Origin of the sequence: Streptomyces spororaveus (assembly GCF_016755875.1) — a bacterium.
Classification (GTDB): Bacteria; Actinomycetota; Actinomycetes; order Streptomycetales; family Streptomycetaceae; genus Streptomyces; species Streptomyces spororaveus.
The window spans coordinates 7,397,078-7,417,860 of sequence record NZ_BNED01000005.1; the positions used below are offsets into that span (position 1 = coordinate 7,397,078).

General features: G+C 73.9%; 12 protein-coding genes. 11 read left to right on the forward strand and 1 reads right to left on the reverse strand.

Annotated features, from left to right (window positions below; genetic code table 11):
• From Sspor_RS35825 to Sspor_RS35875, 11 genes are all read left to right on the forward strand, one after another.
• A complete protein-coding gene (locus Sspor_RS35825; RefSeq protein WP_202202813.1) occupies nucleotides 1-774 on the forward strand; it encodes a thioesterase II family protein in 774 nt (257 codons plus the stop codon).
• Nucleotides 731-994, forward strand: coding sequence for an MbtH family protein (locus Sspor_RS35830; protein WP_308296203.1), 264 nt, complete (start codon nucleotides 731-733; stop codon nucleotides 992-994). Before Sspor_RS35825 ends, Sspor_RS35830 begins: the two co-directional genes overlap by 44 nt.
• 1 nt (nucleotide 995) lies before the next feature.
• On the forward strand, nucleotides 996-2,210 hold the full coding sequence (locus Sspor_RS35835) for a cytochrome P450 (RefSeq protein ID WP_202202815.1): 1,215 nt from the start codon (nucleotides 996-998) through the stop codon (nucleotides 2,208-2,210).
• Between the two features lie 15 nt (nucleotides 2,211-2,225).
• The gene (locus tag Sspor_RS35840; protein ID WP_202202816.1) at nucleotides 2,226-6,164 is read left to right on the forward strand and encodes a non-ribosomal peptide synthetase; all 3,939 of its coding nucleotides are present in this window, start codon (nucleotides 2,226-2,228) and stop codon (nucleotides 6,162-6,164) included.
• A 144-nt stretch (nucleotides 6,165-6,308) separates the two neighbouring features.
• Nucleotides 6,309-7,340: a winged helix DNA-binding domain-containing protein gene (locus tag Sspor_RS35845; protein WP_202202817.1), complete on the forward strand. Its 1,032-nt coding sequence runs from the start codon at nucleotides 6,309-6,311 to the stop codon at nucleotides 7,338-7,340.
• A gap of 119 nt (nucleotides 7,341-7,459) precedes the next feature.
• A complete protein-coding gene (locus Sspor_RS35850; protein WP_202202818.1) occupies nucleotides 7,460-8,734 on the forward strand; it encodes an MFS transporter in 1,275 nt (424 codons plus the stop codon).
• A 225-nt stretch (nucleotides 8,735-8,959) separates the two neighbouring features.
• Nucleotides 8,960-13,042, forward strand: coding sequence for a non-ribosomal peptide synthetase (locus Sspor_RS35855; protein WP_202202819.1), 4,083 nt, complete (start codon nucleotides 8,960-8,962; stop codon nucleotides 13,040-13,042).
• Nucleotides 13,035-16,391 (forward strand): non-ribosomal peptide synthetase, encoded by a 3,357-nt coding sequence (locus tag Sspor_RS35860; protein WP_202202820.1) that lies wholly within the window; start codon nucleotides 13,035-13,037, stop codon nucleotides 16,389-16,391. The genes Sspor_RS35855 and Sspor_RS35860 overlap by 8 nt, the downstream gene beginning before the upstream one ends.
• Nucleotides 16,391-17,788 carry a condensation domain-containing protein gene (locus tag Sspor_RS35865; protein WP_202202821.1) on the forward strand — a complete coding sequence of 466 codons (1,398 nt, stop codon included), beginning with the start codon at nucleotides 16,391-16,393 and terminating at the stop codon, nucleotides 17,786-17,788. The genes Sspor_RS35860 and Sspor_RS35865 overlap by 1 nt, the downstream gene beginning before the upstream one ends.
• Nucleotides 17,789-17,798: 10 nt before the next feature.
• Nucleotides 17,799-18,989: an acyl-CoA dehydrogenase family protein gene (locus Sspor_RS35870; RefSeq protein WP_202202822.1), complete on the forward strand. Its 1,191-nt coding sequence runs from the start codon at nucleotides 17,799-17,801 to the stop codon at nucleotides 18,987-18,989.
• Complete coding sequence (locus Sspor_RS35875) at nucleotides 18,986-20,134, forward strand: acyl-CoA dehydrogenase family protein (protein ID WP_202202823.1); 1,149 nt, start codon at nucleotides 18,986-18,988, stop codon at nucleotides 20,132-20,134. The genes Sspor_RS35870 and Sspor_RS35875 overlap by 4 nt, the downstream gene beginning before the upstream one ends.
• 64 nt (nucleotides 20,135-20,198) lie before the next feature.
• On the opposite strand, the gene Sspor_RS35880 is transcribed toward Sspor_RS35875, so the two are convergent.
• Nucleotides 20,199-20,780, reverse strand: coding sequence for a GNAT family N-acetyltransferase (locus tag Sspor_RS35880; RefSeq protein WP_030713495.1), 582 nt, complete (start codon nucleotides 20,778-20,780; stop codon nucleotides 20,199-20,201).
• Nucleotides 20,781-20,783 lie beyond the last annotated feature (3 nt).

The window sequence follows — 20,783 nt, forward strand, 5'->3', positions numbered from 1 at the left end:
ATGGGCGCCTGGATCTCCACCTGGTCCGACGACCCCGCCGACCGGGCCCTGCCCGCGCTGCTGTGCCTGCCCCCCGCCGGAGCCGGCTGCCAGCAGTTCCGCTCCTGGCGGCCCGAACTGGCCGGTACCGCCCAGGTGTACGGAGTACAGCTCCCGGGCCGGGAGAACCGCTGGCGGGACCCGATGCCGGACACCTTCGGCGAGGCCGTGGAGGCCATCGCCGCGGAACTGCGGGACGTCGTCGCCGACGGCCGGCCGCTGGTGGTCTTCGGCCACAGCTTCGGCGGCCTCCTCGGCTACGAGGTCTCCCGCCGGGTCGCCCCGCGAGCCCTGGTGGTCAGCGGCTGCCGGGCCCCCGGCCACTGGGACGGCGCCGGCCGCGGCATCGTCGACGACGGCGAGGAACTGGACAAGCTCTTCGACACGGCCGGCCTCGACCCCGAACTGCTCGACGAGGACACGCGTGACCTGATGGTCGCGATGCTCCGCAAGGACGCCCAGCTGTCCCTGAGCTACGTCCACGAGCCGGGCGTCCGCCTCGGCACGCCCGTCCACGCCTGGGGGGCCGACGGCGACGAGACCGTCAGCTCCGCCGACCTGGACGGCTGGGCCGCGGTCACCACCGCCGCCTTCACCCGGCACACCACGACGGGCGGCCACCACGCCGTGCTGCGCCGCCCGCGGCCCGTACTGGACCACCTGACCACCCTGCTGCGGGCCGCGGGCGCCGATACGCCGGCCCACGCCCCCACCGCGACCGCGACCGGCGCCTGAGCGCCCGACCGTCCACACCCGCCCGAGTCCGGAGGACACCGTGCCCACCACCCACCAGGTCCTCGTGAACCACGAGGGGCAGTACGCGCTGTACCCCGCCGCACGCGAGACCCCCGACGGCTGGACGCCGGCCGGGTTCGACGGCACCGAGGACGAATGCGCCGGCTTCGTGGACGCCCAGTGGCCCGACACCCGCCCGCTCAGCCTGCGAGGAGCCTGAGATGGAGATCGACCTGCTCGACCCGGGCCCCTTCGGCCGCAACGACTTCTGGCCCGCCTTCACCTGGCTGCGCGCCCACTCGCCCGTCCACTGGCACCCCGAGCCGGGCAGCGACGACGGGGGCTTCTGGGCGCTGAGCCGCCACCGCGACATCATGAAGGTCTACGCCGACAGCGACACCTTCAGCTCGGCGCGCGGGATGCGCCTCGGCAGCGACCCGGCCGCCGTCGCCGCCGTCGCCCAGCGCATGCTCATCGTCTCCGACGTCCCCCACCACACCCGCCTCAAGCGCGCCCTCCACCAGGCCTTCGGGCCGCAGCAGATGCCGCGCCTGGAGGCGATGGTGGAGAAGGTGGTCGGCGAGCTGGTGGCCGAGGCAGCCGAACGTGACGAACTGGACTTCATCGACCTCGCCAAGCAGCTGCCCAACCGGGTCGTCTGCGCCATGATGGGCATCCCGCGCGCCGACTGGGCCTGGATCGGTGCCCTGACCACCGACGCCTTCGACTCCCCGGACGACGAGGTACGCACCAGCGCGCACTCGGAGATCTTCCTCTACTTCATCGAGCTGCTCGCCGAGCGCCGGGCCCGCCCCGGCGACGACCTGGTCAGCCAGATCGCCCACGACACCCTCGTGGACGAGGGCGACGGCACCGAACGGCCGCTCAGCGACCACGAGATCGTCTTCAACCTCAACGGCGTCCTCTCCGGGGCCAACGAGACCACCCGCTACTCGGCGGCCGGCGCCGTCCACATGTTCGCCGAACACCCCGACCAGTGGCGGCTGCTGCGCGGCCTCGGCCAGGGCGGCATCGCCCCGGCGGTCGAGGAGATCCTGCGCTGGACCACCCCCGGGGTGCACGCCCTGCGCACCGCCGTCCGCGACACCGAGATCAACGGGATCCCGGTGGCCGAGGGCGCCCGGGTGACGCTGTGGAACGTCTCGGCCAACCGCGACGAGGAGGTCTTCGCCGACCCGCACGCCTTCCGCGTCGACCGCCGCCCCAACCGGCACGTCGCCTTCGGGCACGGCCGCCACCTGTGCCTCGGCGCCCGCCTCGCCCGCTTCGAACTCGGAGCCCTGCTCACCGAGATGCTCGGTGCGCTGGACGGCTTCGAACTCGCCGGACCCGTCACCTTCAACTCCTCCAACTTCACCTGGGGGATCAACAGTCTCCCCGTGCGGCTGCTGCGCAGCCGAGCCTTCGCGAAGTAAGAAAGGGCCCGCACTGTGACCACCGCACTCGTCGACTTCAACCGTTCGGACGCCGCCTTTCCCGCCACCGGGTATCCGCAGCTTCTCGCCGAACAGGCCGCCCGCACCCCCCGGGCCACCGCCCTCGCGCAGGGTGACCGCAGCTGGACCTACGCCGAACTGGAGGCCGCCACCAACCGGCTGGCGCACGCGCTGATCGCCCGCGGAGCCGCCGCCGGGACCCGGATCGGCCTCTGCTACCCCCGTAGCGCCGAGTACGTCATCGGCTCCCTCGCCATCCTCAAGACCGGCGCCGCGATCGTCGCCCTCGACCCGGTCAACCCCGACGACCGGCTCGCGGCGATGATCGCCGACGCCGCGCCGCTGCTCGTCCTCACCCCCGCCGACCTGGGCCGGCGGATACCCGAGGGCGTCCCGCAGGCCGAGGTCGCCACCGCCGGAGCCGGCCTGCCCGACACCCCACCCGCCGTCGTGACCGGACCCGACACCGTCAGCCACCTCATCTACACCTCCGGCTCCACCGGCACCCCCAAGGCCGTCCTGGAACGGCACGGCGCGCTCACCAACCTCGTGCACTGGACCACCCGTGCCTACGGGGTCCGGCCCGGCGACCGGGCCTCCTGGATGTCCACCCCCGGCTTCGCCGTCCAGATCATGGAGTGGCTCGCCTACCTGCCCGCCGGTGCGGCCATCCACATCCCCGAGGCCGGACAGGCCCAGAGCCCCGAGCAGATCCGCGACTGGATCGTCCGCGAGGGCATCACCCACACCATGCTGGTGGCCGCCCTGGCCGAGCCCGCGTGGGGCCTGGACTGGCCCGCGGACACGGCGCTGCGGATCCTGGTGACCACGGCCGAGCGCGTCCACAGCTGGCCGCCCGTCGACACCCCGTTCCAGGTCGTGATGACCTACGGCACCACCGAGACCACCAACGTCCTGTCCTGCCTCGACCTCGGGGCCGGCATCGACTTCACCAGCCGGGCCACCTCCGACGAGGTCCGGGCCGACCGCCAGGTCCCGGTCGGCGTGCCCATCGCCAACCTCCGCGTCCACCTCCTGGACGAGGACGGCAGCCCCGTGCCCGAGGGCGAGGTCGGCCGCCTGTACGTCTCCGGCGCCGGGGTCGCGGCCGGCTACCACGGCCGCCCCGAGCTCACCGCCGCGAAGTTCCACCCCAACTTCCTGCCCGGCGACCCGCACCCGGTGCTCTACGACACCGGCGACCTCGCCCGCCGCCGGGAGGACGGCGCCGTCGAACTCCTCGGCCGCTCCGACTCCCAGGTCAAGATCCGCGGCTTCCGCGTGGAGCTCGGGGAGGTGGAGACGCACATCGCCCGGCTCGACGACATCGCCGAGGCCGTCGTCGTCACCCAGGAGCGCGCCCCCGGCGACAAGCGGCTCATCGCCTACGTCTCCCCGGCCGGCGCGGCCGCGCCGGACTCCGCCGCCGTGCGCGCCGAGGTCGCCCGCACCCTGCCCTACTACATGGTCCCCTCGGCCGTCGTCGTGCTGCCGGCCCTCCCGCGGCTGCCCAACGGCAAGGTCGACCGGCGCAGCCTGCCCGAACCCCCCGAGGGCCGCGACGCGGTCGGCGCCGGCTACGAAGCCCCCCGCAACGAGGTCGAGGACGGGCTCGGCAGGCTGTGGGCCGAGGCGTTCCGCACCGACGGCGTCGGCATCCACGACAACTTCTTCGAGCTGGGCGGGCATTCGCTCCTCGCCTTCCAGCTGATCGACGAGATCCGCCGCCGCTACGGCGTCGAGCTGAGCCTCTCCGACCTCTCCACCTGCCCCACGGTCGCCGAGCTCGCCACCCTCGTCACCACCGAACGCACCGGCGGCCGAGGCTCCTTCGGCGGACTCCCCGCGATCGTCCCGGACCCCTCCGCCCGCTTCGAGCCCTTCCCGCTCACCGAGAGCCAGCAGGCCCTGTGGATCGGCCGCGGCGGACTCGTCGAACTGGGCAACGTCGGCTGCCACGGCTACTTCGAGTGGGAGAGCGAGCAGCTCGACGCGGCCCGCTTCGAGAGGGCCTGGCGCCGGCTCGTCGAACGCCACGACGCCCTGCGCACCCGCGTCCTGCCCGACGGAACCCAGCAGGTGTTCGAGGAGATCCCGGCCTACGAGATCCCCGTCACCGACTTCGGCGGCCTCGACGAGGAGACCCGCCGGGCCGAGCTGGCCGACCTGCGTGAACGGCTGTCCCACCAGGTCCTCGACGCCGACGCCTGGCCGCTGTTCGACGTACGGATCAGCCTGCTCGGCGGCGGCCGGGCCCGGATCCACCTCTGCCTGGACTTCCTCGTCGCCGACGCCTGGAGCTACTTCCAGGTCCTCGTCCCCGACCTGGTCACCTACTACGCCGAACCGGACGCGGAACTCGCCCCGCTGGAGCTGACCTTCCGCGACTACGTGCTCGCCGTCGGGAACTCGCTGCGCGACAGCGAGCTCTACCGCCGCTCCGAGTGGTACTGGCGCGACCGCCTCGCCACCCTCCCGCCCGCCCCCGAGCTGCCCGCCCGCCCGGCCGACGCCCCGGAGCTGCCGGTCCGCTTCGAGCGCCGCAGCCACGTCGTCTCCCCGGAGCGGTGGAGCCGGATCCAGGAACGCGCGCACGCCCGCGAGGTGACCCCGTCCGGGGTCCTGGCGGCCGCCTACGCCGAGATCCTCGGGAAGGCCGCGGGACAGGCCCGCTTCACCATCAACTTCCCGCTGTTCAACCGCCTCCCGCTGCACCCGCAGGTCAACTCGCTGCTCGCGGACACCACGACCACCCTGCTGCTGGCCGTCGAGCAGACGGAGTCCACCTTCGCCGGGCGTGCGCAGGCCGTCCAGCGCCGGCTCTGGGCCGACCTGGAGCACCGCTACTTCAGCGGGGTGCAGGTCCTGCGCGAACTCACCAGGCTGCGCGGCTCCCTCGCCCCGGCCATGCCCGTGGTGATGACCAGCCTGGCCGGCCACCCGCCGCAGTACGAGGAGACCGAACTGGGCGCCCCGGTCTACGGCATCTCCCAGACCCCGCAGGTCTCCCTCGACTTCCAGGTCTTCGAGAAGCCCGAGGGCCTCACCTTCAACTGGGACTTCCTGCCCGCCGTCTACCCGGACGGCCTCATCGACGCGATGTTCGAGGAGTTCACCGCCCTGCTGGACACCCTCGCCGAGGACGAGGTCTGGGAACGGCACTCCCCGCCGCCCGGCGAGGAGGACGCCGCCCCCGGCAAGGCCGAGGAGCGCGACACCGGCGACGCCTGGGAGCGGTACTGGGCCGGGATCCGGCGCACCGGCCGCGGCGGCGACGTCATCTGGGACGCAGACAGCGGCGAGGAGTTCCGCTGGCTGCTGGACCAGGCGCAGCGCCACTTCCGCGGCGACCTGCAAGTCATCGACCTCGGCTGCGGCAACGGCCGCTACAGCCGCGAACTCGCCCCGCACTACCCTTCGGTCATCGGCGTCGACGTCTCGGTCAGCGCCATCGACCACGCCAAGCGCGAGGCCGAGGGCGTGCCGAACGTCGACTACCTGGCGATCGACATGACCGACGCCGAGCAGGCCGCCGTCCTGGGAGAGGGGCCGTACAACATCTTCGTCCGCGGTGTCTTCCACGTCCTGGACGGCGAGGCCCGGGCCCGGCTCGCGGCGGTCGCCGACCGGCTGCTGGGCGACGAGGGCACGCTGATCGTGCACGAGCCCGACTACTCCAGCAACTCCTTCGGCTACCTCGGCTTCGTCGGCGGCAAGCGAGGCCGCGCCGAGGACCTGGTCGGCCCGCTGGAGGCGGCCGGTGTCCGGCACTCGCACCGCTTCACCCGGCCCGAACTGGCCGAGGCGTTCGGCGCGGACGGGTGGGAGGTCGTCGAGGACGAGGCGATAGAACTGCACGCGATCGACCCCAGGTCGGATTCCGACGCCCTGCGGCTGCCCGGCTACTACGCGGTGCTGCGCCGCAGGCGCTGACGGCCGCGCACGCTCCGGTCCGGCTCTGTGCCGGGCGGCCCGTCGGCCGCCCGGCACAGGGCCTCGGCGTCGTTCGGAGCAGGAGCGGGCCGGACCGGCAACGAGAAGACGCGGCCACGGCCGCTCGGCTGAAAGACTGGACACGTGGAACGACGTACGACCGACCGGCTGCTCAGGGCGCGCGCACAGGCGATCGGGGGCGAGGTCCGGGAGGAATCCGTCGCCGCCGTCCTCGACCGGGTGCTGGCCGTGCAGGCCCAGGACCTGCCCGCGGCGGAGCTCGGGCTCCGGGTGCGGGCCCGCGGGCTGACCCGGGAGGCGGTCCGCCGGGCCACCGACACCGAACGCACCGCCGTCCGCGGCTGGTTCATGCGCGGCACCCTCCAGCTGGTACCGGCCGCCGACGCCCGATGGCTGCTGGCCCTCTTCGGCCCCGTCCACCTCGCACTCGCCGCCCGGCGGCTGCGCGAACTGGACCTCGACGAGGCCCTGTGCACGCGCTCGGAACGCCTCATCACCGAAGCGATCGACGGCGAGGGGCCGTTGACCCGGGCCCAGCTCACCGACCGGCTCACCACCCTCGGGGTGGAGCCGAAGGGGCAGTCCGCCTTCCACCTGATCCGCCGGGCCGCCCTGGCCGGGCGCATCTGCCACGGACCGCAGCGGGACGGGGAGGCCACCTTCGTCCTCCTCGACGACTGGCTGCCCGCCACCGGACCCCTGCCCTTCACCGGAGCGGCCGCCGAACGTGAACTCGCGCGCCGCTACCGCGCGGCGTACGGACCCTCCGACGCCCTGGACTTCGTCCACTGGTCGGGGCTCAAGGCCACCACCGGCAAGAACGCGTGGGCCGCCGTACGGGAGACCGGGCCGGAGGCCGCCCCCGCCCCCGCGGAGCCGGACGTACGCCTGCTGCCGGCCTACGACAACTACCTCGTCGGCTACCGCGACCGGGACCTGTCCGTACCCGCCGCACACGAACGCCGGGTGTGGCCCGGCGGCGGGCAGATCCGCGCCACCGTGCTGGTCGACGGCCTGGCCGTCGGCACCTGGTCCGGCGGCCGCCGCGGAACTCCCGTCAAGGTCGAACCGTTCCCCGGTACCGAGCCCCCGACCCCCGCCGTGGCCGCCGGAATCGCCCGCGAGAGCGCCGACATCGCACGCTTCTCCAGCTGAGCTCATCGCATGTCTACAAGCGGTCTACAGTCCCCGGATTCATAACCGTGGTCTAACTCCGGCTCCATAGCGTCAGTGCCGTCCGACAATTCCGTACCCAATCAGAAAAGGGCGTCGACATGGCACTCGGTCGGCATTCCGATTTCAATCGCCTGTGGTTCGGGCAGACCGTCAGCAACTTCGGCGACAAGATCTCCCTCCTCGCACTTCCGACCCTCGCGGTCGTGGTGCTGGACGGCGGAGCCCTGGAGGTCGGCGTGCTGGGGGCGCTGCGCTTCCTCCCCTTCCTCCTGCTCGCCCCGATCGCCGGGCTGGTGGCCGACCGGGTCTCGCGGCGCACAGTGATGATCGCCGCCGACCTGGGCCGCTTCCTGGCCCTCGGCACGATTCCGCTCGCATTCGCCCTCGATTCCGTCAGCATGACCCACGTCTACGTCGTGGCCGCTCTCACCGGTGTCCTCACCACCTTCTTCGAGGTCTCCTACCAGTCCTGGCTGCCGCAGCTCATCGGCACCGAGAACCTCATCGAGGGCAATACCAAACTCCAGATCAGCCGGAGCGTCGCGGAGGCGGTCGGCGCCGGCGCCGGCGGCGCCCTCATCCAGCTGCTCGGCGCCGCACGCGCCATCACCGCCGACGCGTTCACCTTCCTCGTCTCGCTCGTGGCCCTCCTCGTCATCCGCCACCGGGACACCCGCGAGCGGACCCAGGAGCGCAAGGCCTCCGCCAAGGCGGAGATGAAGGAGGGAATGAAGACCCTCTTCGGCAATCCGGTCCTGCGCGGCCTGTTCACCGCCAACGTCGTGGTCAACCTCGGCGCCGCCATGGGTGACGCCCTGCTGATCGTCTACGCGTACAAGGTGCTGGACCTCAGCCCCGGCCAGGTCGGTGCGGCCTTCGCCGTCATGTCGGTCTTCGTGATCGTCGGCGCGGTGCTCTCCGAGGTCGTCTCCAAGAGCCTCTCGGTGGGCCGCCTGCTGGTCATCACGGCGGTCGTGCTCGGCGCCGGCTACATCCTGGTCCCGACGGGCGGCGCGGTCGGCGGCTTCGTCGGCCTGATCGTGGTCCAGGCCGTCATCGGTTTCGTCTCCCCGATGTTCGACATCCACGTCCTCAGCCTCGTGCAGGGTGTCACCCCGAACGAGCAGATGGGCCGCGTCAGCGGCACCGCCCTCTCCGCGGTCTACGGAGCCCTGTCGCTGGGCTACTTCGCCGGCGGCGCGCTCGGCGAGGGCATCGGCCTGACGGCCGGCCTCGCGGTGGCCGGCGCGGTCACCATCGCCGGCGGACTGACCCTGCTGACCGGGCCGGTGGCCAAGATCAAGGAAATGCCCGCCGGCGACAACGCCGAGGAGGGATCTCCGGCGGCGGACGAGGCCAGGATCACCGCCTGACGCTCCGCCCCCACGGGAGCGGGTGCCCGCCGAACGGCATCCGCTCCCGGCACACGCGACCGGGCACGGCCGCCGGGCCCCGCCCCGGACGCCGCCCCCACGAGGTGGATCCACACCCGCGCCCGCCGCACCCGCTGACGCCCGTACCGCACCCGCAAGCCCGCGCCGCGCTCCCGCGGCGCGTCCTGCCGTACTCCCTCTCCCGAAGACGCACGGAGGCTCAAGGTGAGCGAGTCCCTCGCCGAACGCATAGCCGCACTGCCGAAGTCCCGCCGGGCACTGTTCCAGGCCCTGACGGGCCGCACCGGCGGGCGCTCCGCCGTACGGGAGGACCCTGAGCCGGCACCCCGCGACCCCGCCGAGGCGCCCGTGCTCTCCTTCGCGCAGCGCCGCCTCTGGTTCATCGACCAGCTCCAGCCGGGCAGCCCCGCCTACAACGTGCCGGTCGCCACCCGCATCCGCGGCCCGCTCGACGTCCCCGCCCTGCACGCGGCGCTCCAGGACATCGTGGACCGCCACGAGGTGCTGCGGACCGTCTACACCTACCGGGAGGGCGCCACCGAGGCCGTGCCCCGCGTCGTGGACGGCTACCGGCTGCCCCTGCCGCTGACCGAACTGCCCGACGAGGACGCCGCCCGGCCGTTCTACGACGCCGACGCGGGCGCCCCCTTCGACCTGGCCGGCGCCGTCCCGCTGCGGGCCCGGCTCGGCCGGATCGGCGCCGAGGACCATGTCCTCGTCCTCAACCTGCACCACATCGTCACCGACGGCTGGTCCATGCGGGTCCTGTACACCGAACTGGAGCGCGCCTACGCCGCCCGCACCGGGGCACCCGGCGAGGCGGCGGCCCCGCTCGCCCTCCAGTACGCGGACTTCGCCACCTGGCAGCGCCGCCGCGTCAGCGGGGACCGGCTGGAGGGCCTCACCTCCTTCTGGCGGGAGGAACTGGACGGCGCCACCCCCGTCGACCTGCCCACCGACCGGCCCAGACCGCCCGTCTTCGGGCACGCCGGAGCCTCCCGCTACATCGACCTCCCGCCCCGGCTCATCGCCCGGCTGCGGGAGTTCGGCAAATCCGAGGGCGCCACCCTCTACATGACGATGCTGGCCGGCTTCGCCGCCACCCTGCGCCGCTGGACCGGCCAGGAGGACATCGTCGTCGGCACCTCCGTCTCCGGCCGCGACCACCCGGCCTTCGGCGACCTCATCGGCTTCTTCGTCAACACCCTGCCGCTGCGCATCAGAACCGGCGGCGATCCCGGCTTCGCCGAACTGGTCCGCGCCACCCGCCACACCACCCTCCAGGCGTACGCGCACCAGGAACTGCCCTTCGACCTGATCGTCGACGCCCTCGCACTGCCCCGCGACCCCAGCCGGCCGCCGCTCACCTCCGTGATGTTCCTCCTCGACGAGACTCCGGACACCGCCCCGGGCCTCGCGGGCGTCACCACCGAGCCCATCGACTTCTCCTCGCACGCCACCAAGTACGACCTCATGATCAGCGTCCACGACACCGGCACCGCGGTCCGCGCCCTCGTGGAGTACCCCACCGCGCTCTTCGACGCCACGACCGTGGACCGGCTGCTCGGCCACTTCCTCACCACCCTCGAAGGGGCGCTCGACCGCCCCGACGCCCCGCTGTCCGCCCTGCCGCTCCTCACCGACGGCGAGCGCCGGGCCGCCCTGGACGACTGGAACGCCACCCGCGCCCCCTTCCCCCAGGACGCCTGCCTGCACCAGCTGTTCGAGCAGCACGCCGACCGGCGGCCCGACGCGCCCGCCGTGATCCTCGGCGGACTCGGCGGCTGGAACATCACCTACCGGGAGCTGGAGGAGCGCGCCAACCGGCTCGCGCACCGGCTCACCGAGGCCGGCGCCGGCCCCGACCGGACCGTCGCCCTGTGCCTGCGCCGCGGCCCCGGCCTGGTCACCGCGATCCTCGCCGTCCTCAAGGCCGGCGGGGCCTACGTACCCCTGGACCCGGACTACCCGGCGGAACGCCTGGCGCTGCTGCTGCGGGACTCCGCGCCGCCCATCGTCGTCTCCGACGCCGAACTCATCGGCCGGCTGCCCGTCCCCGCCGGCACCGCGCAGGTGCTGCTCGACACCGACCGGGCCGCGCTCGCCGAACGCCCCGCGACCCGCCCGGCCGTCCCCGTCACCTCGCGGGACCTGGCCTACGTCATCTTCACCTCGGGCTCCACCGGCACCCCCAAGGGGATCGCCCTGGAACACCGGGGCGTGGTCAACAACCTCCTCGACCTCAACCGCTCCTACGGCATCGGCCCCGGCGACTCCGTCCTCGCCCTGTCCTCGCCCAGCTTCGACATGAGCGTCTACGAGACCCTCGGCATCCTGGCCGCGGGCGGCACCCTCGTCCTGCCCGACCCGGCCGCCGCCAAGGACCCGGCGCACTGGGCCGACCTCGTCGAACGGCACGGGGTCACCGTCTGGAACTCCGCCCCGGCCCTCCTCGGGCTCCTGGCCGACCAGCTCGAACACGCGGACGGTCCCCGGCTGCCCACCCTGCGCACGGCGTTCCTCGGCGGCGACTGGATCCCCGTCACCCAGCCCGACCGGATCCGCGCCTTCGCCCCCGGCCTGTCCTTCGTCGCCCTCGGCGGGGCGACCGAGGCCTCCATCCACTCGGTGGAGTACCGGGTCGGCCGGGTCGATCCGCAGTGGACGAAGCTCCCGTACGGGCGGCCCATGGCCAACCAGCACACGTACATCCTCGACCCGAACGACCGCCTCGTTCCCGTCGGCGTACCCGGCGAACTCCACCTCGGCGGCGTCGGACTGGCCCGCGGCTACCTGGGCCGGCCCGAGCTCACCGAGGAGAGGTTCGTCCACGTCGAACTGGGGCCCGGCCGCACCGAACGCCTCTACCGCACCGGCGACCTGGCCCGCTACGGCGCCGACGGCACCATCGAACTCCTCGGCCGCACCGACTTCCGGATCAAGCTGAACGGGCTGCGCATCGAACCCGGCGAGGTGGAGAGCGCGCTGCGCGACCGCCCCGGGGTCCGCGAGGCCGTCGTGGCCGCCCGCCGCACCGCCGGCTCCGACCGCCTGGTCGGCTACGTGGTGCCCGAGGAGGGCGCCGACCTCGACACAGCGGCCCTGCGGACCGCCCTCGCGGCCGTCCTGCCCCCGCACTGCGTCCCCGCCGAACTGGTCCTGCTGGAGCGGCTCCCGCTCAGCCCCAACGGCAAGGTGGACCGCGGCGCGCTGCCCGACCCGCGGCAGGGCACCCCCGCGCCGGACCGGACCCCCGCCGCACCCGCCGGCGGGGACCCCGTCGCCCTGCGGATCGCCGCCGTCTGGGCCGAGGTGCTCGGCGCCGCCGAGGTGGCGCCCGACGACGACTTCTTCGCCCTCGGCGGGGACTCCTTCGCCGCCGTGCGCGCGGTCCGCGCCGTCGCCACCGCCCTGCCGGACAGCGGTGCCGCCGCCCTGCGCGTCGTCGACCTCTTCAGCAACCCGACCCCGGCCGGCCTCGCCGCCCGCACCGCCGAACTCGGCGGTGGCCGCACCCAGGTGCACAGCCTGCTGCACCGGCTCACCCCCACACGCCCGGCCGGCACCACCTCGCTGACCCTCGTCTGCTTCCCGCACGGCGGCGGCGACGCCATCGCCTACCAGCCCCTCGCGGCCCAGCTCCCGCCGCACATCGAGCTCCTGGCCGTCTCCCCGCCCGGACACGACCCGCTGCGCCCCGGCCCGATGCTGGCGGTGGCCGAGTTCGCGGAACGCGCCGCCGAGGAGATCGCCCGCACCGTGCGGGGCCCGTACGCGGTCTACGGTCACTGCGCCGGAGTCGTCACCGCCCTGGAGACCACCCACGTACTGGAACGGCTGGGGCAGCGCCCGATCGCCCTCGACCTCGCCGCGGCCCTCCCGGAGGAGGACCCCGAGTACGCCCTGGAGATGGAACGCGTCTCCGGCGACGACGACCTCGTCGCCTACCTGACGACCATGGACGGCTTCGACGGCGTCCTCGACGACAGCGACCTGACCGCGGTCCTGCGGATGGTCCGCCACGACATGACCGAGGCCGCCCGCTTCTTCGCCCGCACCCCGGGCGGCTACGACCGGCCCCTGGACACCCCGCTCACCTGCATCATCGGCGACGCCGACGACGCGACCGAGGGCTACGAGAACGGCTACCGCGCCTGGGGCCGGTACGCGGCCGACGTACGCCTCGCCGTGATCCCCGGGGGCCGCCACTACTTCGCCAAGCACCTGCCCGACCGGCTCGCCGCTCTCCTCGACGACCTGCACCGCAACGGAGGAACCCATGTCTGATCTCGCCGAACGGCTCGGCCGTCTGCCCCAGGGACAGCGCTCCCGGCTGCTGGGACGGATGCGCAACCAGATGACGGCCGGAGTGGGCCGCCGCATCGAACTGGCGCGCGCCGACCACGGACCGCGGTCCCGCTCCTCGTTCCAGCAGGAGCAGATGTGGTTCGTCGACAAGCTCGGCGCCGGCAAGGCCCGCAACAACATAGCCCTGGCCATAGGCCTGGGCGGACCCCTCGACCGGGCCGCCCTGCACGAGGCTCTCAACGCCGTCGTCGCCCGCCACCAGGTGCTGCACAGCAAACTCGTCGAGATCGACGGGGTCCCCTGGCAGGAACCCGTCCCCTCCTTCGTGCTCGGCGTCCAGAGCACCGACCTGTCGGGCGGCGACGACGCCGACCGCGAACTCGCCGAGCTCACCGCGAGCTGCGCCGCCGCCCCCTTCGACCTGGCCGCCGGCCCGCCCGTCCGCGCCCACCTCGTGCGCCTCGGCCCGGAGCGCCACGTCCTGCTCTGGATCGTCCACCACATCGCCTGGGACCCGGGCTCGACCCGGATCTTCACCGAGGAACTGACCGCCGGCTACGCGGCCGCCGCCGCGGGCAGGCGCCCCGAGGCCCCCCGGCTCGCTGTCGAGTACGCCGACTTCGCGGCCTGGCAGCGCGCCAAGCTGGAGAACGACGAGCACGGCCGGGCGCTGGCCGCCAAGTGGCGCCAGCTCCTGGCCGGCGCCGTCGCCACCGAGGTCCTGCCCGACCACCCGCGCGGCCCCGAGACCCGCGGCGACGGCCGCGGTCTGAAGCTGACCCTGGACCAGAAACTGCTGGACCGCCTCACCGAGCTCGCCGACGCCAACAGCACCACCGTCTTCACCACCCTGCTCGCCGCCTTCAACGCGCTGCTGCGGCACTGGACCCGCACCGAGGACGTCGTCGTCGGCACGGCCAGCGCCTCCCGGCCGCACCCCGACCTGGAGCAGGTCATCGGCTGCTTCGTCCAGATGATCACCCTGCGGACCGAGGTCACCGACCGGCTCACCTTCCGCGAGCTGGTCACCCGCACCGCGTCCTCCGTCATGGACTCCTTCACCAACAGCGAGCTGCCCTTCGAGCAGGTCGTCGAGGCCGTCCGCCCGGTGCGCGACCCGCTGCGCCACCCGCTCTTCCAGATCGAGTTCACCTCGCTGGGCCGCTGGGGCACCCACCGGGCGCAGGCCGCCGACGTCGAGTTCACCATGGACCAACTCCACGACGGCGCGGCCAAGTTCGACATGAGCTTCCTGGTCGGCGAGAACGACGGCCTGGAACTCTCCCTCGAATACAACACCTCCCTGTACCGGCACGGCACGGCGAGCGCCCTGCTCGCCGCCTTCCGCCAGGTCCTGGAGCAGGTCGCCGAGAACCCCGACCTCCAGGTCGGCGACATCAGCCTCGTCGAGGAGCCGGCCGCCTCCCGGCACGCCCGCGAGCTGTCCCGCGGCGGCCCCGTCGACGAGGCCGCCTGGACCACCACCCTGGACCGCGCGTTCCGGGAGCGGGCCACCATCCACCCCGACGCCGTCGCCGTCCGCCACGGCTCCACCCGGCTCGACTACGCGGCACTGGACCGCTGGTCCGAGGCCATCGCCCACCGGCTGCGCGACCGCGGCGTCCGCCACGGCGACCCCGTCGCCGTGTGCGTGTCCCGGGGCCCGTCCGCCGTCGCCGGAGTCCTCGGCGTGCTCAAGGCGGGCGCCCACTACATCCCGGTCGACCCGGCCGCCCCGGCCGAGCGCACCCGTACGGTCCTCGCCGACGCCAAGGTCCGCCACGCCCTCGTCGACGAGGCCGCGCGGCTGCCCGTACCGCTGGAGCTGGTGACCACCGGTACGGCGGCCCCCGTCCGTGAGGTCCCCTCCCTCGCGCCGACCGCCACCCCCGGCGACCTGGCGTACGTGCTCTACACCTCGGGCAGCAGCGGAACCCCCAAGGGGGTCATGATCGAGCACCGCTCGGTCACCCACTTCTCCCGCACCATCGCCAAGGCCTACGAGATCAGGGCCGAGGACCGGGTCCTGCACTTCGCCCCGCTCACCTTCGACGTCTCCGTCTTCGAGATCTTCACCACCCTGCTGGCGGGCGGCTCGCTCGTCATCGCCACCGACGACGAGCGCCGCGATCCCGCCCTGCTCCAGACCCGGATGCGCGAGGACGCGGTCACCGTCGCGGAACTCCCGCCCGCCCTGCTGCCGTTGCTCGACCAGGCCGCCCTGCCCGGCCTGCGGCTCGTCTCGGTGGGCGGCGAGGCCTTCCCCGGCCGGCTGGTCGCCGAATGGACCGCGGGGGAGCGCAGGTTCGTCAACGGGTACGGGCCCACCGAGGCGACCGTCGCCGTCACCCTCATGGACTGCACCGGCAGCTACGACCGCAACCCGCCGATCGGCCGCCCCATGCCGGGCCACCAGGCCTTCGTCCTCGACGAGCGGCTGCGCCCGGTCCCGCCCGGCGTACCCGGCGAACTGTGCGTCTCCGGCCCGGGCGTGGCCCGCGGCTACCTGGGCCGCCCCGATCTCACCGCCGACCGCTTCGCCGACAACCCCTACGCGGACGGCCCCGAGACGGCCCGCCTCTACCGCACCGGCGACCTGGTCCGCTGGCTGCCCGGCGGCAACCTGGACTTCCTCGGCCGCACCGACCGCCAGCTCAAGGTACGGGGCCACCGCATCGAGCCGGGCGAGGTCGAGTCCGTGCTCACCGGGCACCCCTCCGTGCAGCAGGCCGTCGTGGTGGCCCAGCCCGCCGCGGGCGGCGAGCGCATGCTGGCCGCCTACGTCACCGTCGAACAAGTGGGCTCGTACGCCTCCGAGGTGGCCGACGCCGAGGGCCTGCGCGCCTACGCCGCCGGCCGCCTGCCCGGCTACATGGTGCCGGTCGTCGTCGTCCTGGACGAACTGCCCCTCACCCCGCACGGCAAGGTCGACACCGCGGCCCTGCCCCTGCCCGCCGAGCAGTCGGCACAGGGCGGTACACCTCCGCGCGACGCCGTCGAGGAGCAGATCTGCCGCGACATCCTCACCCCGCTGCTCGAATGGCAGAACCCGGACGTGGAAGGCGACTTCTTCGCCCTGGGCGGCAGCTCCCTGCAGGCCACCATCGTGGTCTCCCGGGTCCGCGCCCTGTTCGGCATCGACATCGCCCTGGCCGACTTCTTCGGCCGCCCCACCGTCTCGGGCCTGGCCGAACTGGTCCGCACGGCCAAGGCCGAGGCCGCAGGCGAACAGGACCGGCTGCTCGCGGTCTTCGAGCAGATCGAGAACATGAGCGACGACGAGGCCGCCGCCCTCCTCGGCTCCCTCCAGCACCCGGACGGTGCCTGATGGCCGACCCGGCCGGGCTCGAAGGGGCGCTCGCCGCGCTCCCCGAGGCGAAGCGGGAACTCGCCCGCCTGATGCTGGCCGCCCGGCAGCCCGTACCCGCCCATCCGGCCCCGCGCTCCGGCGCGGGGCCGGTCCCCCCGACCGCGCTCCAGTCCCGGCTGTGGCGCCAAGAGCGCACCCACCCGGCCGCCGCCACCGGCTCGCACGCACTGCGGCTGACCGGCCCGCTCGACCCCGGCCGGCTCGTGGCGGCCCTCACCGGGGTGCTGCGCCGCCACGAGGCGCTGCGCACGCGCCTGTCCGTCTCCACCACCGGGCAGCCGAGGCTGCACGTGGACGGGGAGCCGGTGCTGCGGCTCACCCGGGCCGATCTCTCGGGCCTCACCCCGCGGGCCGCGGCCGAACGCGTGGCCCTGCAGAGCACCGAGAGCGCCTCCACCGTCCTGGACCTGGAGAGCGGCCGCACCAGCGCGTTCCGGCTGCTGCGGCTCGCCCCCGGCGAGCACGTCCTGATCCTCGCCTCCCACCTCGCGGTCTTCGACGGCTGGTCCTCCGGGGTCTTCCTCGCGGACCTGGCCGCCGGCTACCGCGAGGGTCCGGCGGCCCTCGCGCCGCCCGGACTCCAGTTCCCCGACTACGCCGACTGGCAGCACCGCTGGCTCTCCGGACCCGACGGCACCGCCGAACTCGCCCGCCGCCGAGCGGTGTTCGCCGCCGACCCGCCCGCACCCCGGGCGCCCGGCGGATTCGAACGCGGCCATCTGCCCGTACGGCTGGCCCGCGGACCCGTCGACGCCGGACTGGAGCTGGGCGCGGCCGAGGGAGCCACCCCGTTCATGACGCTGCTCGCCGCGCTGGCCGTCGTACTGGCCCGCAGGGAAGGCCGTACCTCCCAGGTGATCGGCACCCCGGCGGCCGGCCGCTTCGCCGGGGCGCTCGAAGGCGCCGTCGGACAGTTCACCACGGTGGTGCCGATCCGGCTCGACCTCGCCGGCGGCCCCACCTTCCGGGAGCTGCTGCACCGCACCCGCACCGCCGTGGCCGAGGCGCTCGCCCACCAACGCCTGCCCGTGGACGTCCTGTTCGGCGACGGCACGCCTCCCCCGTACCGCGTCCTGTTCGCCCTCCACAACTACCCGTCCGTCCCCCTGGACCTGCCGGGCATCGAGGTCGGCCAGCTCCCCGGGCCGCCCGCCCGCCACCTGGAGCTCTACAGCCCCGACCCGGCCGCCGCCCTCGCCTGCGTCGGCCTCGTGGAACGGGACGGCGAGATCGGCGGCACCGCCGAGTACAACCGCCACGCGGCCACGCCCGAGGACGTGCGAGGGCTGCTCACCGGAATCGAGGACGTGCTGGACCGGGCCGCCGCCGCGCCCGCATCCCCGCTCACCACCTAGGGAGTTGCCCGTGCTCACCACCGAGTTCTACCGCGCGCCCGCGGACTGCGGGCTCGTACGGAGCGGAGCCGACGTGCCCCGCACCCCCATGCGGGCCCTGCGCGAGGACATCCACGACATCCTGGTCTCCGCCCCCGTGGCCGAGGCCCGGCGCACCCGCGACCCCCGGCCCGTCCACCGGGCCCTGGGCGAGCGGGGCCTGCTCGCGCCCCAGTGGCCCGAGGAGTACGGCGGCCGGGGCATCAGCCAGGTCGCGGCCGCCGTGCTGGTCGAGGAACTGGCCATGCACGACGTCCCCGACCTGCTGCACACCCTCACCGTGCAGATCGTCGGATCCACCCTGCTCAATGTCGCGAGCCCGGCCATGAAGGCCCGCCACCTGCCGGGCTTCGCCGCCGGCACCGCCTTCGGCTGCGTGCTGTTCAGCGAGCCCCAGGCCGGCTCCGACCTCAACATCCTCTCCACCCGGGCCGTTTCCGACGGCAAGGGCGGCTACAAGCTGTACGGCACCAAGGTCCACTCGCTCTTCGCCCGGCTCGCCGACTACGGGCTGTGCCTGGCGCGCGGCGAGGACGACGCCTTCAGCCTGTTCCTCGTCCCCCTGGCCCAGCCGGGCGTCACCATCCGGCAGATCCCGGGCATGGGCGACGACGCCTTCCACGAGGTCACCCTCGACGGTGTGGCCGTGACCGCCGACGACGTGGTCGGCGAGACCGGCCAGGGCTGGGCGATCGTCGTCAAGACCCTCGCCTTCGAGCGCACCGGACTCGACTACTACGTCAAGGCGCTGCGCTGGTACCGGGCCGCGGTGGAGCGGCTGGAGGTCCACACCGACCGGCTGGAGGCCGGCCAGCACGACCAGATCGGCCTGGCCAAGCTCAACGCGCGGCTGCTCGCGGCCGGCACGCTGGTCCGCCGCGTCCTCACCCGCCTCGACCGGGGCGAACTCAACGAGGACGAGGCCGCCGCCGCCAAGTGGTACACCACCGAGCTCGCCGCCGAGGTGGCCTGGTGGGCCGCCGAGCTCGACGGCGACACCAGCATGACCCTCGACGACCCCGAGGTCGACGGGGTGGCACACCCACTCGATGCGGCGATGCGCGAAGCCCCGGGGATGCGGATATCGGGCGGCACCGCCGAAATGATGCTGGAGACGCTGGCCCGGCTGCGTCTCGACTCAGGGGCGGAGGTACGGCCGTGACGACACAGGCGGTCAACGGGAACGACACGGGCGGCCGGGGCCCGGCGGTGGCGGCCGAGCGCTGGCGGGAGCGGGAGGACGAGGACTCCCTCTTCCGGCAGCTCCGGCTCACCGTGCGCCAGGGCCTGGAGGTCGACGGGGACACCCCCGCCGGCGCCTGGGAGGCCCTGACCCAGGTCGGCGCCTGGGAGTTCGCCCTGCCCATCGGCCACGAGGGCCTCGACCTCGGCCAGGCGGTCAACGCCATGGTGTGCGAGGAGGCGGGCAACGCGATGCAGCCCGTCCCGCTGACCGACACCCTCCTCGCCCTCGACCTGATCTCCGGCCTCGGCCCGCTTGCCCCCGAAGCCGCCCACGGCCTCCTCGACCAGGTACGCACCGGCGAACTGGAACTCGCCGTACCGGGCCGGCTGCCCGATCCGCGCGGCACCGTGGCGCCGGGCATCACCTGGAAGCCGGACGCGGACACCGGAGCCGTCGTCCTCACCGGGACCGGCGGACCGTTCGCCGCCGGCGTCGGCCCGGGCGCCCTGCTGGTCCTGGCCGTAGGCCCCGACGGCCCGTGCGTGGCACTTGTGGGCCTGCCCACCGAGGGCGTGCGGATCCGGCCGCTGCGCGACCACGGCGGGGGAGCCGTCGCCGGTGCCGTCTTCGACGAGGTACGGCTGCCCGCCGAAGCGGTGCTGCTGCGCGGCCTCGCCGCCGAGCAGGCCCTCGCCCGCGTGGGGCTGCGCGCCGCCGTCCACCAGGCCTCGCTGCTGGCCGGGATCACGGCGGCCGCCCTGACCGCGGTCGTCTCCCGGATCCGCGGCCGGCAGCAGTTCGGCCAGGCCCTGGTCAAGCACCAAGGTCCCCGGCTGCGCGTGGCAGGCCTGCTGGCCCGACTCGACGCGGTGCGCTGGGCCGTCGGGGACGCGGCCCGGGACCTCGACGAGGACCGGCTCACCCCGGGGGAGGCCGCCGGACTGATCGCCCTCACGGCGGAGACCACCCTCGACGTGACACGGGACGCGGTCCACCTGCACGGTGCCTCGGGCCTGGTCCGGGACGCCCTGGTGGCGGGCTGCTACCGGCGCGCGGCCTGGGAGGCCATGCGCTGCGGGCGTCCCGCCCACCTCTGGGACATCGCGGCCCACTCGCCCTGACCGGCGCGCACGAGGGAAGGGGCCCCCGCACCGCGGGAGCCCCTTCCCCGTACCGCGACGACCGTCAGACCAGGTCGCGGCGCATCACCCAGCGGTGCCGCTTGTCGCTCTTGGCCTCGGTCCGGTGGACCCGGCGGAAGCCGGCCCGCTCGAACATGTCCATCGTCCCGACATAGGCGAGCGTCGGATTCACCCGGCCGCCCTCCGGGTCCACCGGATACCCCTCGACGGCGGGCGCGCCGTGGGCGCGCGCGTGCTCGACGGCCCCCTCCAGCAGACCCGAGGCGACCCCCTTGCCGCGGAAGTCCTTGCGTACGACGAAGCAGGTCACCGACCACACGGGCAGATCGTCCACCGGTGTGATCGTCTTCGAGGAGGTCAGCCGGTCGAGCTGCCGGCGCGGGGCCACGTTGCACCAGCCCGCCACCTCGCCGTCCAGGAACCCGAGGACCCCGGGCGGCGGATCGGCCTTCTCCATGAGGCCGCGCAGGTGCTCGCCCCGCTCGTCCGCCGTGAGCCGCCCGTAGTCGCCGGTGGACAGCCGCCACGCCATGCACCAGCACGTGTGCGCGCTCTTCTTCGGCTGGAGCACCTGGCGGATGTCGTCCCACAGATCCGCCGTGGCGGGCCGTACTTCTAAACTCATGCT